16 protein-coding genes are annotated in these 13,262 nt (G+C 39.9%); 9 read left to right on the top strand and 7 right to left on the bottom strand.

Annotated elements, in window-relative coordinates; translation table 11 throughout:
* Positions 1 to 31 precede the first annotated feature (31 nt).
* Together corA and CWC02_RS18135 are read right to left on the bottom strand one after the other, a co-directional pair.
* Positions 32 to 988 carry a magnesium/cobalt transporter CorA gene (corA, locus tag CWC02_RS18140; protein WP_138619667.1) on the bottom strand — a complete coding sequence of 319 codons (957 nt, stop codon included), beginning with the start codon at positions 986 to 988 and terminating at the stop codon, positions 32 to 34.
* 86 nt (positions 989 to 1,074) lie between these two features.
* Complete coding sequence (locus CWC02_RS18135; protein ID WP_138619666.1) at positions 1,075 to 1,848, bottom strand: GGDEF domain-containing protein; 774 nt, start codon at positions 1,846 to 1,848, stop codon at positions 1,075 to 1,077.
* A gap of 181 nt (positions 1,849 to 2,029) precedes the next feature.
* Here CWC02_RS18135 and CWC02_RS18130 point away from each other — a divergent pair, with 181 nt between their 5' ends.
* From CWC02_RS18130 to CWC02_RS18105, 6 genes are all read left to right on the top strand, one after another.
* Positions 2,030 to 2,839 carry a heme/hemin ABC transporter substrate-binding protein gene (locus tag CWC02_RS18130; RefSeq protein ID WP_054551890.1) on the top strand — a complete coding sequence of 270 codons (810 nt, stop codon included), beginning with the start codon at positions 2,030 to 2,032 and terminating at the stop codon, positions 2,837 to 2,839.
* Complete coding sequence (locus CWC02_RS18125) at positions 2,836 to 3,894, top strand: FecCD family ABC transporter permease (protein WP_138619665.1); 1,059 nt, start codon at positions 2,836 to 2,838, stop codon at positions 3,892 to 3,894. The genes CWC02_RS18130 and CWC02_RS18125 overlap by 4 nt, the downstream gene beginning before the upstream one ends.
* A complete protein-coding gene (locus CWC02_RS18120; protein ID WP_138619664.1) occupies positions 3,887 to 4,675 on the top strand; it encodes a heme ABC transporter ATP-binding protein in 789 nt (262 codons plus the stop codon). The genes CWC02_RS18125 and CWC02_RS18120 overlap by 8 nt, the downstream gene beginning before the upstream one ends.
* Entirely contained in the window at positions 4,672 to 5,394 is a 723-nt protein-coding gene (locus CWC02_RS18115; protein ID WP_054551893.1) for a HugZ family pyridoxamine 5'-phosphate oxidase, read from the top strand. The genes CWC02_RS18120 and CWC02_RS18115 overlap by 4 nt, the downstream gene beginning before the upstream one ends.
* Positions 5,395 to 5,418: 24 nt before the next feature.
* Positions 5,419 to 5,859, top strand: a complete 441-nt coding sequence (gene azu, locus CWC02_RS18110; RefSeq protein WP_054551894.1) for an azurin — start codon at positions 5,419 to 5,421, stop codon at positions 5,857 to 5,859.
* A 216-nt stretch (positions 5,860 to 6,075) separates the two neighbouring features.
* Complete coding sequence (locus CWC02_RS18105) at positions 6,076 to 6,726, top strand: tellurite resistance TerB family protein (protein ID WP_138619663.1); 651 nt, start codon at positions 6,076 to 6,078, stop codon at positions 6,724 to 6,726.
* 44 nt (positions 6,727 to 6,770) lie between these two features.
* Here CWC02_RS18105 and CWC02_RS18100 read toward each other — a convergent pair whose 3' ends face one another.
* The gene (locus CWC02_RS18100; protein WP_138619662.1) at positions 6,771 to 7,019 is read right to left on the bottom strand and encodes a hypothetical protein; all 249 of its coding nucleotides are present in this window, start codon (positions 7,017 to 7,019) and stop codon (positions 6,771 to 6,773) included.
* 157 nt (positions 7,020 to 7,176) lie between these two features.
* Between CWC02_RS18100 and CWC02_RS18095 the strand changes: the two genes are divergently transcribed.
* A complete protein-coding gene (locus CWC02_RS18095) occupies positions 7,177 to 7,623 on the top strand; it encodes a carboxymuconolactone decarboxylase family protein (protein WP_138599883.1) in 447 nt (148 codons plus the stop codon).
* Positions 7,616 to 8,386 (top strand): AraC family transcriptional regulator, encoded by a 771-nt coding sequence (locus CWC02_RS18090; protein WP_054551899.1) that lies wholly within the window; start codon positions 7,616 to 7,618, stop codon positions 8,384 to 8,386. The genes CWC02_RS18095 and CWC02_RS18090 overlap by 8 nt, the downstream gene beginning before the upstream one ends.
* Here CWC02_RS18090 and CWC02_RS18085 read toward each other — a convergent pair.
* From CWC02_RS18085 to CWC02_RS18075, 3 genes are read right to left on the bottom strand one after another with little or no spacing between them, the layout of a single operon-like run.
* The gene (locus CWC02_RS18085; RefSeq protein ID WP_054551900.1) at positions 8,383 to 8,589 is read right to left on the bottom strand and encodes a helix-turn-helix domain-containing protein; all 207 of its coding nucleotides are present in this window, start codon (positions 8,587 to 8,589) and stop codon (positions 8,383 to 8,385) included. The genes CWC02_RS18090 and CWC02_RS18085 overlap by 4 nt on opposite strands.
* Complete coding sequence (locus CWC02_RS18080; RefSeq protein ID WP_138619661.1) at positions 8,589 to 9,146, bottom strand: DUF2975 domain-containing protein; 558 nt, start codon at positions 9,144 to 9,146, stop codon at positions 8,589 to 8,591. Before CWC02_RS18080 ends, CWC02_RS18085 begins: the two co-directional genes overlap by 1 nt.
* Positions 9,143 to 9,997, bottom strand: a complete 855-nt coding sequence (locus CWC02_RS18075) for an alpha/beta hydrolase (protein ID WP_228482669.1) — start codon at positions 9,995 to 9,997, stop codon at positions 9,143 to 9,145. Before CWC02_RS18075 ends, CWC02_RS18080 begins: the two co-directional genes overlap by 4 nt.
* A 264-nt stretch (positions 9,998 to 10,261) precedes the next feature.
* Here CWC02_RS18075 and CWC02_RS18070 point away from each other — a divergent pair, with 264 nt between their 5' ends.
* The gene (locus tag CWC02_RS18070) at positions 10,262 to 11,410 is read left to right on the top strand and encodes a PA0049 C-terminal domain-containing protein (RefSeq protein ID WP_054551903.1); all 1,149 of its coding nucleotides are present in this window, start codon (positions 10,262 to 10,264) and stop codon (positions 11,408 to 11,410) included.
* Positions 11,411 to 11,467: 57 nt separating this feature from the next.
* On the opposite strand, the gene CWC02_RS18065 is transcribed toward CWC02_RS18070, so the two are convergent.
* Positions 11,468 to 13,054: an RICIN domain-containing protein gene (locus tag CWC02_RS18065; protein ID WP_138619659.1), complete on the bottom strand. Its 1,587-nt coding sequence runs from the start codon at positions 13,052 to 13,054 to the stop codon at positions 11,468 to 11,470.
* Between the last annotated feature and the right edge of the window lie 208 nt (positions 13,055 to 13,262).

Below are 13,262 nucleotides of genomic sequence, written 5' to 3'. Positions count from 1 at the left end.
CCCAGCATTTGCTGGGCTTTTTTATGCTTTGTTACAACCAACCTTTATGTTTAAAGAACAAGTAAGGTGCAAAGCCAGACAGCAACATAATGCCAATTGCAAACGGGTAACCCCATGCCCATTGCAGTTCAGGCATACTGTTAAAATTCATCCCATAGATACTGGCGACAACGGTTGGAGGTAAAAACACCACTGAGGCAATAGAGAAGGTTTTGATAATTTGGTTTTGTTCGATGTTAATAAAACCCTGAGTCGAGTCCATTAAGAAATTCACCTTATCAAACAAAAATGTACAGTGAGACATAAGGGTATCAATATCGAGTACAATTTCACGTAGTGATTCGCGGTCTTCTGTCGGCGCTCCTAGGTGGCGCAGTAAAAACGAAATATTCCGGCGCGTATCCATCAAACATAAACGCACCTTACCGTTATTATCTTCAAGGCGAGAAATTCGGCTAACGGCTTCTTCTAAGTCAGAGTCATCCTCTTCAAGTACATAGGCACTGAGTTTTTCTAACTGATGATGCATGTCTTCAAGCATATCAGCGTGGTTTTCGACTTTTTGGTCAAATAAAGTCACCAAAAGTTGCTTTGGATTATCACACGCCACTTGCCCTTTCCGAGCACGTAGTCGTAATAGACGAAAATCGGCTAGTTCATCATCGCGGATTGTCAGCAAACAGTTGTCTTGTAACAAACAAGCTACGGTTACCGTGTTAAAGCGCCCTTCGTTTGGTGACATGAAAAGCGCATGCACATGCAAGCCTTCATGGTCGATAAAGCAACGAGAAGAGGCCTCGATTTCTTCAACATCATCAGCGCCGGGTAAGGTGATATTAAGGGTGCTTGCCAGCGCTTGTCGTTCTTCTTCAGTCGGATTTATAGTATCAATCCAATGGGCATTCTTAATAGCGGTTGCAAGAGACATATCAGCAGCTGGCTCTGTTTCTGTGATCACACCTTGGTCTATAGAAAAAAATCGTAACATGCGCCCTACTTAAAAAATAAAATTATTTAAAGAATTTAGATGTTTCAAAGACAAACAATATATCAGTGTTTTTATGGAGCAAGCCATTAAAATAGCTTGGCAAATGCAAGCTGGTTTCGCCCAGATGATTTAGCACTATAAAGTGCATTATCAGCTCTTTTCATTAACGATATTAAGTTTTCTTCATGAGGACGGTCCCAATCAGCTACCCCTAAACTAACTGTAATCTTTAGCGGTTGCTCAGCGTAATTAATTGTCATCTTTGCGACAGATTTACGGAGCAATTCTAGCTTCTTTTTTGCCTCTACCACTCGCGTGTTTACCAAAATTAGAGCAAACTCTTCGCCCCCTAAACGACCTAGTAAATCCTCTTGCCTTAAAGTTTTCTTGACTAGGTTTGCAAAACTTACCAATACCTCATCTCCAGCAGCATGACCGTATGTATCATTAATTTTTTTGAAGTGATCTAAGTCTAAATAAGCAAATACAACTGGTTGATTATTACTTTGACACATTTGCAATAGTTCATTCCCTTGAGCTAGAAACTCTCGACGAGATAGCAATCCTGTTAAATGATCATACATTGCTAATTTTCGATGTGTTTCCTCTAATTTTTGAACTTTAATCATCAAACCACTAATAGACCATGAAACGATTGGTGCAGTAACTGCAGGAGCAATTGTCGCTATAATAAAAATGATAGGCATCATTTCTGTCCCTGTAGCAAGAAGAATCAAGAAAGTAATCAGTAAAGAAATTGCAATACTAATCACAGTAATAAAAAGCATCCTAAGCCAACGGCTTTTTTCTCTTTCTCGATAATCCATTAAAGTTCGTTCTGTTTCATAAAAACGCCTCATGCAAGCCTCCCGCCCTCAAAGTAATAGATGATCGAGTATAATCTAAATTTCATCCAACAAGACTAGCACAAAGAGTTGAACTACGAAGTTACACCCCCAAACGCATATTGATTGTGATAACTATTTTCATTTGCATTTAATTAATTATAATAGGGCTACTATCATTCAAGTGAGTGCAAATATGAAATACTTAAGCGTCATGTTATTACTGCTTTCAAGCTCAGTCTTCGCTGAGCAACGAATAGTAAGTGCCGGAGGAACATTAACAGAAATTATATTCGCGTTAGGTCAGCAGCAAGAGCTAGTAGGTGTTGATCAATCGAGTATGTATCCAAAAGCGGCCACAGAGTTACCTCAGGTTGGGTATTACCGCGATCTTGCTGCGGAAGGTGTACTTTCTTTACGCCCAACGGCACTTTTTGCACTTGAAGGAACTGGCAGACCTGAAGTATTGAAACAAATCAGTTCGACTGGTGTAACGTTAAAAACCTACCCTAAGCCAGACTCTATCAGTGAGCTAAATAGCTTAATTACTAATTTAGGTAATGAATTAGGTGCGCAAGAGCAAGCACGTGCTTTAAATCAAAAAATCCAAAATAGCTTACCTGAAAAATCTTCGCTTACTGGTAAAAAAGCACTTTTTCTATTATCGGCCAATGATAGAGGCTTAGTTGCTGCCGGTACTGATACCGTGCCGCAAATGTTGTTTGAATATACTGGAATTAAAAACTTAGCGCAGACTCACTCAGGCTTTAAACCATTAAATAGAGAGATCCTTGCCGTAGAGCAACCCGATTTTATTATTGCACCTGCTCATGTCGTTTACTCATTAGGTGGTAAAGATGCATTTTGTAAGCTGCCCGCTTTATCTTTATTAAAAGCAGCACAAAACTGTAAGTTACTGGTTATGGATAGTTTATTATCATTGGGGTTAACACCAAGAATAGCGATTGCCATTGAGCAAGTTAGTGAATATCGCAATAAGCTATGAACGGTTCAATTACTTTACCAATAGTGCTAAGAACAAGGCTTTTTCCTAAAAAATGGATAGTCCTTTGCGTTCTGAGTATTGCCGCCTTATCTTTACTAAGTATTGGTTTTGGCCCCGCCGGCTGGGACTGGCGTTTAGCTATTGCTTGGCTTGCGCCAGAGCACTTTACACAGTTTGACCCGTTACAAATTAATGTTGTTACGCAAATTCGTTTACCACGTTTTATGTTAGCAGTAATGATTGGTTTAGTGCTGGCTCAAACAGGAACGGCGACTCAAGCCCTGTGCCGTAATCCACTTGCCGACCCATCTATTATTGGTATTAGTTCAGGCGCTGCAGTTATTGCAGTGGCATTTATCGCACTGGGTGCGAAATTTGATTTTCAAGCCGATAAATATTTACCTTATGCCGCATTTTTAGGTGCATTGGCTGTCACGCTTTTTGTTTACCTTATCGCTAAACAGGCCGGTCAAGTTAATGTGACGACCTTGATTTTGGTCGGTGTAGCAGTAAACGCTCTTGCCTTTGCATTAATAGGGTTATTAAGTTTTTATGCTGATGACAGTGCGCTGAGGTTAATAAACTATTGGACTATGGGCTCACTTGGTGGTGCTACGTGGGCTAATTTAAATCAAGCATTACCACTATTACTTATCAGTGCAATTGGCCTGTGGTATTTAAAAGAACCTATGAATTGTTTACTGCTAGGTGAATCACAAGCTCAGTATTTAGGAATAAACACGCAGACTCTTAAATTTCAAATCATTATTTTAGTTGCATTAGGTGTGGGAGCAAGTGTCGCAATGACAGGCTTAATCGGGTTTGTTGGTTTGGTTGTTCCGCATATTGCAAGGCTTATGGTGGGTCCCCATTTACGGGTTATGATGCCTTTGTGTATGTTGCTTGGCATTATCGTTTTATTACTCTCTGATTGGCTCGCACGCACATTAGTCATGCCAGCAGAACTTCCTATTGGGATTATCACCGCCCTACTTGGTGCGCCTTTGTTTATCTACCTTATTTTAAAAAGTAAGCAAGGAGGCGCAATTGCTTAGTTTTAATAACTTAAGTGTTAATTACGGCGAAAAAGCCATCTTGCAAGATTTAACTGGTGAGATTAAAGCAGGTCAATGTGTGGGCTTAATTGGTGAAAATGGAGCTGGAAAATCCACCTTGCTCCACACTCTAGCCGGAAGTCATCCTTATCAAGGTGAAATACTGCTCCACAACCACCCCTTAGCAAAATTTAGCCAAGCTAAACTGGCCCATCAACGTGCCGTTGTTATGCAGTCTCAGCAGCTGGGTTTTGCATTCACAGTGCAAGAGCTTGTCTCAATGGGGCGCTACCCTTACAAAGAAACAACGCAGCACTGTGCTAAAAAAGTAGCTCAATACATTGATTTTATGGAGCTGGGTCACTTGAGAGATCGTCGTGCCACGGCTTTATCGGGCGGCGAGTTACAACGAGTGAATATGGCGCGTTGTTTAGCGCAACTCGATGCATTTAGTGATGATGCTCAGCCGAAGCTCATGTTATTAGATGAGCCAACTTCAGCGCTCGACATGCGCCACCAGCATGCTTTATTGGGTTGTGTTAACAAGTTTGTTGAGCAAGGCAATGCCGCCATTATTGCAATCCACGACTTAAATTTAGCAAGTCTTTATACCAGCGACATTATTATGTTGCATCAAAAACACATTTTGGCGTCTGGCAGAACATCAGATGTCCTCACTGAACATAATTTAAAACACATTTACGCCATGCCTTTGTATGTTAAGTCACATCCACTGCATGACGCCCCAATGATTTATTCTCAACGTCAGGAGTTTTCATGAGAACACAAGCCGTCAACGACGCCAAGCAATTGGTATACAAAAAAAATAGCGGAGTAATGTCTACCCTTTCATATAATTTACGCGGCTATCCATTTGGCTCTGTAACTCCTTACATGTGTGATGAGCAAGGAAAACTGTATTTTTTTATCAGCGATATTGCTCAACACACTAAAAACCTAGTTCACGACAAGCGCATGAGCCTAACAATATTTGATGCAGCGCAAACAGGCGATCAAAACGAACATGGTCGAGTAACCATCGTGGGTGATGGCTCATTAGTTCCAGCAGAAAATGCTGAAGTATTACTCAACAAATATATTGCTTTATACCCAGAAGCTGACTCTTATCGTAGCGCTCATGACTTTAACTTATGGCAATTAGACCCTGTTCGCATTCGCTATATAGGCGGCTTTGGCAAGATTTTTTGGATTGAAAAAGATGAATGGCTTACATCAGAAAAAGCATGGGATGACAACCAAGAGCTGCATATGATCAATCATATGAACGAAGACCACAAAGATGCAATGTCCTTAATTCTAAACCATCACTACCATGTTGACGACACAGCACCAGTAATGAATGGTTTGCTACCGCAAGGCTGCTACATCAGAAGCCATAACAAGAACTACTACATCCCTTTTAATGAGGTATGTGATAACCCTCAAGCAGTACGAAAAGCACTTGTTCAACTAACTAAAGATGCACGTGCCACTGTGTAAATATGTTCATTTAAGGAGAATACCATGAAGAAAATTTTAGGCTCTATTTTGTTTATTCTTGCAGCTTCAGCAAATGCTAATGAATGTGAACTAACAATTGAATCAAACGATATGATGCAGTTTTCAACTAAGTCATTAACTGCCCCAAAAAGCTGTAAAGAAGTGACGGTAACACTAAAACATACTGGCAAATTACCAAAAAATGCCATGGGCCATAACTGGGTGCTTTCTAAACAAGCAGATATTCCAGATATCGCCAGCGATGGCATGGGCGCAGGGCTTGACAAAAATTACCTAAAAGAAGGTGATAGCCGTGTACTTGCTGCAACTAAAATTATAGGGGGTGGCGAACAAACCAGCGTAACCTTCGCAAGCAACCTTTTAAAAGAGGGCGAAAATTATGCATTTTTCTGCTCATACCCTGGTCACTACGCAATTATGCAAGGGACGTTTACCTTAATTTAAACCTTATATTTTCACCAATAGATAGCCAGCTAGTTTGCTGGCTTTCTTGACTTAAGTTAATCGCTATTCACCCCAATAGCAGATATTAATATTGCCGATAGAATACCCAATAAAAATATACCACCAATTGTTAACTGATGTGTTTTGTAACATTTATCTCGTTTCCTTTTGATTTTAAATCACCTAATCTGGGCACATATCTGCAAGGAGAGAACAATGAAAGACTTACAAAAATTAGTGGGTAATTTAAATAAATCAGGCGCGCTGAATGGCTTTTTGGGTGGAGTTGCCGGCGGTGGGCTAACGAGCTTGATGGGCAGAAAAAGTAAAAAGAGCAGTAAAAAAGCCGTTAAATACGGAGCATTGGCTGCTGTAGGTGGTCTTGCCTGGAAAGCCTATAAACAATATTCAGAGCAAAAATCAGCCCCAGTTCAGCAAACGAGTTCACGTGGTTTTGATTTTACTCCCGCCACGCTGCCTGAGCAGTCATTCACTGATGCAATCGACGATAATCACAGTGATGGGCAATTATTACTCATGCGCGCTATGATTGCAGCTGCCTATGCTGATGGCCACATTGATGAAACCGAAAGACAAAAAATCTTCGCACAAGTAGAAACAATGCAATTGTCAGTGCAAGAAAAAGCCATGCTGTTTGATGAGCTAAGAAAACCAATGCAACTATCAGAGTTAGTTGCCGCTGTGCCAAACGCACAAATGGGTATTGAAGTATATGCAGCCAGTGCCAGTGCAATTGATTTGAACCAAACAGTTTCTAAACACTACTTAGACACATTGGCCAATCAGTTATGCATTCCTAGCGAACTGGTAATGAGCATTCACAGAGAGCTTGCCGAATACAAATAAAAATGGGGCGTCTTCGCCCCACTTTTACTCGTAACCAGTAATGATTAATGCGGCTTTTTAGTCCCATAACGGATCATATCTTTACCGTTTTCATAAACATCATTACTTACGTAACGACCCAGTAGCAGCTTATGACTATCATCAAGCACCGCAACAAATGGGCGACCATCACTATTGTTTGTAGCAAGTGCAACTCCGGCTACGTTCTCAAGCCCTAAACCGCCATTTTCAACTAGGCGTAAAAACGTTTCTAACTCATCTAATGTTTCAATTACATCGTTATCGTTAATCATCTCAAATACTCAGTGTTGCAAATGCGCGTAGCATAGCAGGATTCAAAATAAGGTGCTAATTGGCGTGTCTAAGAAACTCTATAAAATGTCGTTTTTTTGCAATATTAAACAATGCATAAGCACTAAGCTCGTTGAAAATATTATTTAAGGATCATTTATGAAACGAGCTAACTATTTTTCTTTACAACCACTGCTAATAAAGCACCTAATGGAACAAGAGCAACTTATAAAACAGGCTGCCGAAACGACTTTCAGCTTAAAAACATGGGAGCTTATTAAATTAAGAGTGTCGCAACTTAATCAATGTGCTTTTTGTATTGCGATGCACACACAACAAGCAAAAGACTATGGTGAAACTACGAACCGTATTATTGGTTTATGTGCTTGGAAAGATATGCCCTTTTACACTAACCAAGAACAACTTGCGCTAACTTTGTCAGAAAAATTGACACAAGCACAGCCAATTGATGATACTTTCTACCAATCGCTAGTTAAAGAATTTACAGACGAAGGGTTAGTCGCTCTCACAATCGCTATTAATGCTATAAATAGTTGGAACCGTATTGTGAAAATGTTTAAACCTGAAGTGGAGTTTAATGAGTAACCACCTTACCTTAGAACTGATGACCCCTAAAGGTGATATTGCCCAAAGTATTCAAGCTATTTGGTTTGCCAAGGCGAATTTTCAAGGGGAGCAATGGCTTGCTTGTGACGGAGCTACAGGTGTTATATTTCCTGTTGCAGGTGAGCTACTGCTTGATGACCATCAGTTGCTCCCCCCTTATGCATTCCAACAAACATCTACACATGCTTCTAAACTTACTTTTTCAGAAAATGCTGTGTTCTGTGGTATTCGTTTTAACCCGACCGTATTACCTGAACTTGAACGCTCTGCACACCCTATCGTCGCAAAGAGCTCATTAAATGCTATAGCAAAAACCTTGCAACAGAGTGCCAACCTCGAAAAGTTTGTGACCTTGGTCAAATCGTATTTCACTAGCCAGCACAGATTAAATCAACATAATAAACACTCAAAACATTTAATCCGTAATCTCATTGAGTTAACGCCTCTCGAAACGGCTTATCAGCGTGCCCCACTGAGCCAACGTCAGCTTGAAAGGCAGGTTAAGGAGCAATGTGGTGTCACACCTAAATATTTTGAACGTATTTACCGAGTAAAACTGGCTAAACAAGCAATTAAGGAGAACCCTGAGCAAAGCTTTGCAGATATTGCTGTAGAGTGTGGCTTTACCGATCAGCCCCATTTAATCAAAGAGTTCAAAGCAATAATGCACGTCACCCCGGCAAAATACCGCAAGTTATTAAAAGACGCTCAAACTAAACAAACAAAACTCATTTTGCGTTAGTCATCTTCAAAACGCAGAATATCACCTGGCTGACAACCTAAGTGCTTACAAATTGCATCTAAGGTTGTAAAGCGTACAGCTTTAGCTCGCCCAGCCCTAAGAACGGATAAGTTTTGTGGCGTAATACCTATCGCTTCAGCTAATTCTGTAGATTTCATTTTTCGCTTAGCTAACACAACATCTAAATCAATAATAATCGCCATTAAATCACTAACTCTTGCTCTTCTTGTAGTTGCTGTGCTTGGCCCATAATCCAACCAATAACATAAATAATCAACCCCACCACTAAACCTATAATATCAGTATCTTGTATCGTCACGACTCTTCCCATATCAGTTCCTGTTGCAAAATTAAGAAGAGTTATAAGTAGTGGTGGATAGCATACAACTAGTGCAAATTGCGCTAATAATACGCCACCTAACCATTTAAAACATTGGATATTTTCAATAGTGAAAAAAGATCCACATCGGTAAAGCAGAAATAACCGAATCAAAATTATATTGATAAGAAAAAACGGCAGCAATTGCACAAGACCCAGCCATAAAACACTATCAAAGCCATGCTCACCCAATGTCTGAGCGATTCCTTGCCAAGATCCACTGACTTCAAGGCCAATCCACATATGCGCACCGTTACTTTGCGTAAAACTTAACACATCACTGTCACTGAAAAGGACAATAATACTTGTTACTAACAAACTAGTAAGCGTAAAAAGTAGCAAGCTTAGGATCAGCGTACTCATCCACACTATTTTTTTCATGACGATTTACTCAGTGTTATTTGTTTTAAAAGTTGCTCATAGTGAGTCGCTATTTGCTTACCTGTCAACGCATTTGAATGATGCTTACCTTTTGCAATGTAAAGCTGCTTTTGCTGAGATTTTGCATGTTGATATAAATCTTCCGCTAACTCAGGTGGCGTTTGTGTGTCTTTTTCACCGGTGATTATTAATAGCGGTGCTTGGTAAACTTGTAATACTTTTAAATTATCAACTTGATTAATCTCTTCACTAAATTCAACACTAACAAACGGTTTAGCAAACCACGGAATTCGTGCTGCTGTCATCTGCTCAACATTTGTCACACTGCCTTCGAGTACGAGAGCATCGACGTTGCGCTGACTGGCAACATAACCTGCGATCATACTTCCTAAAGAATGACCATGGATCACCACAGGCAAAGTACTTAGATCGGCTCTGCTTTTCACATAATCAAACACCAGTAATGCATCAGCTTTTAGGTTAGCCACACTGGGTACTCCAGAACTCAGCCCATAACCGCGATGGTCCATCATTAGAATATTTACCTGAAAAGGTAAAAGTAGCTTGGCAGGATCCCCGCCTGCGGCACTAACGCGAAACTGGTTGCCACCAAAGTAAATAACTGTTGCGCGTGCATCTGCAACTTTAATTAGGGTGCCCTTAAGAGTGATGCCTTCATCGGTGGATAAAGTTACTTCTTGCTTTTTGGCTGTCGCATCAACATTTTGTATATCCTGCATCGTTATTTTTTTATCCGGATACAAAAAGTGAGACTCCTCAACTTTAATTGTCGTACAACCAGTTAATAACAACACAATCAGCGAAACGATTGCTATAGAACCAAATTTCATTTTCACGATCCTTCTAGTAAAAAAACTAATATGGCACTGAAAAAGTTAAAAAACAAACCAAAATTACCGAAAAACGATAATTAATTAACTCATATCGAACATTTAAAGTCCTTCCTTTGAGGTAAAGTATTGAGCAAAAGCGCTACCTCTGTTCATTCATTATTTCTCTAATTCTGTTTTGAGCAATTTTATTTGCGCTCAGCTTTTATCCATAGGATAGTTAACTCAAGCCTACAAAACCTGCTGTAACTAAATAGGATAATCATGAAAAAAGTTTTACTTGCCACTAGCTTAATCGCCTCGTCATTTACTGCATTTGCAGCCAATTTAACCGTTGAAGAACTGCGTATTGAAAAAGCCAGCAAAGCCATGCCAAAGGTGTTGAGTGCTTTTTCTGATGAAGTAAATCAATTTGAAAAACAGTGGCAAGCTGCCACCAGTTATCAGCAAGCAAGTGACCTTATTGATGATTACGCCAAACAATTATGGCGCGATGCCAAAGCGCGTATAATTAAAACCAACAGCTTCGACGACCGAGAGCTGTATTGGGCACGTTTACTTTCAAGCAAGATTATTCGCACCAGCAAACCTCAGTTTGCAATGACCGACAGTGAACAAACCGCGTTATTAACCATGCTTGAAAATGGCAGCCGAGGCCGAACCGACCTTGATTACAGTAAAAAAACCGATAAACGCATTTTAATTACAGGTTTTGATCCATTCTTATTAGATAGAAATATTAATCAAAGTAACCCATCAGGTGTTGCGGCATTATTACTTGATGGCCAAGTGATTAATTACAATGGCATTAGCGCAGAGATCAATACGGTAATGGTGCCAGTACGCTACGAAGACTTTGATCAAGGTATTATCGAATCATTACTTGCGCCCTATTACGCACTTAACAATGTCGATATGATTGCCACTATTAGTATGGGCAGTAAAGACTTTGATCTTGAACGCTTTCCAGGTAAACGCCGTAGTGTAACGGCGCCCGATAACGCCAATATTGTGTATGGCGGCACAGCCACTGCACCGAAAATTTCGAGCCTTAACGACCGCCCACTTCCGGGCAATGAGTTTGTCACTTTTAGCTTACCAGTTAAACAAATGCAAAAAGCCAAAGGGCCATTCCCAATCAACGACAATCATAAAGTCGTTACGCTTGAAAAAGCATTTGAGCCACAATCTCTTAAAGAGTTAGAAGGTGCGATTGCAGTAAAAGGCGGTGGCGGCGGCTACTTATCAAATGAAATTTCGTACCGTAGTATTCGCCTGCGTGATGAGCTTAATTCAGACATCCCTACAGGGCATATTCACACCCCACGTATTCAACAATTTGAGCCAGAAACAGAAGCTAAAATTGTTAAGCAAATTAAAGCGATGCTGGAGCAAAGCTTAGTTGCAATTTAAAACGTTAAGCTCAGCTATTTAGTAATAGCTGAGCTTTTTCCAACTCACAATAAGTATTTATTGTGGGCCTGTTCCGCCATTCACTTTACTGCCCAAAGAATTTGGATCATCTAATCGATATGGATAGAGTTGAACATCACCAAATACCGCTGCTCCGCTATCACGATATTGATCAGTTGCTGATCTTCCAGTGTAAACATTTCCTGAGGCACTAAAATAACCCGAGCCTTGATTCCAGTGCGGTTTTGCTGAATTTTCAAAGTAATTGTTTTCTACTAAAACCTCAGCGCCATTACCTGCACTAATTGAGAAGTAAGTAATGTTCTTCCAGTAATTATTAAACATATGCACACGTGAATTATAGCCATCGACTTTAGGGTTTCTCCCTGCTGCTGTATCCCAAAAATTGTGATGCGCTGTTATTTGAGAGTTTCTGAATAAATGAGTATACCAATGCTGGTTAGCGCAAACTTGCGTGTTATGCCCGTAAAAACGATTCCAACTTAAAGTAACGTTTTGACTATTGTCCACATCAATATATCCATCACTTATTTTATTAAATGCCATGTGATCAACCCATACATGACTACTATCATCTATTGAAATAGCATCACCAGCTTCAACAAGCGCAGGGTTAATATCCTCAAGCATAATGTTCTTAATAATAATATTTCGCTGATTACTGATAACGAGGCTGGCACCAATTATTTTCGAGTTTTTACCTAACCCTTGCAGCGTTTTATTTGATTGCACAATAATACGTCTATCATTGCGGGTAACATTCACGGTTGAGTTTGAGCTACTTCCCAACTCACTACAGCTTTGATTACCAACAGGTATTCTGTACCAAGTTTTACCGTAATCACCCCATTGGCCACAATCAAGTGGGCAAGCTGGCACCGTTCTATTGGCGGTTCTACAATCAATCACGGTGTTATCTGGAACCTGAATAACCGCAGCAGAACTAGAACTCAACGCCGTACTTAAATCATCACAGCTATATACTGTGATGGCTGTGTTATTACCACCACCGGTCGTTGTGCTCAATCCATCTTGGCCTGCTTGAGATGCAAATCCTATTAAATCACTTGGCACGGTACCTGAAGTCCCACAGTCGCCATTTACTGGATTAATAAACCATCTTTGTGAACTGATGCCAGCATCATCATTTTGATAAACATTTGCAGTATTATTTGAGCCTGCAACTGTCAAAGATTTACCGGTTAACTTATTAACGATATTGAAGCCGCCCGATGAAGATGCTTTTAACAACCAACGTTGATTTGCTCCTTGCCAATCATCATAAGCAATTATATTTGCACCATTTGATTGCGATGAGTTCAACACATCAAGAACTTTATTATTAAATTTAGAGCGAATAATCCAATAGCCATCTGCTTCTTGAATAAGCTGAAACTTTTGGTTATTTCCACCCCAGTATTCGTAGCTAATAATATTCGGGGCTGAGCTAGAATCACTGGTATTTACATCAAGTGCAAGGCCAGACCCCCTATTAATTACAGAGTATACATTGCCAGATTCTGGCATAGCACTACATTCTCGTGCCTGTAAGGTATGTTGAGTAAAGCACAAAAGTACTATTAATGTTTTCACTAACAACTTAGTTGAGCTGTAAATCTTCAAGACTATCTTCCTTAACTATTTATAATATTAAATTACCTATAAAGATAGACTACCTGCATGTACCCAAAAACACAATTAATGTTTATTTTTTGTAAAGAAACTAGTAAGCCATCTGAAAACTACATGGCTACAACTCCCGACAAAGTCTGTGTTATTTAAAGCAAAAAACTTAATAGCTGATTTTATCGCTAGCCATACTAAAGTTTGA

Origin of the sequence: Pseudoalteromonas sp. S2721, assembly GCF_005887425.1 — a bacterium.
Classification (GTDB): Bacteria; Pseudomonadota; Gammaproteobacteria; order Enterobacterales; family Alteromonadaceae; genus Pseudoalteromonas; species Pseudoalteromonas simplex.
The sequence above is the reverse complement of the archived record's forward strand: the minus strand, read 5'-3'. Positions and strand labels throughout refer to the sequence as shown.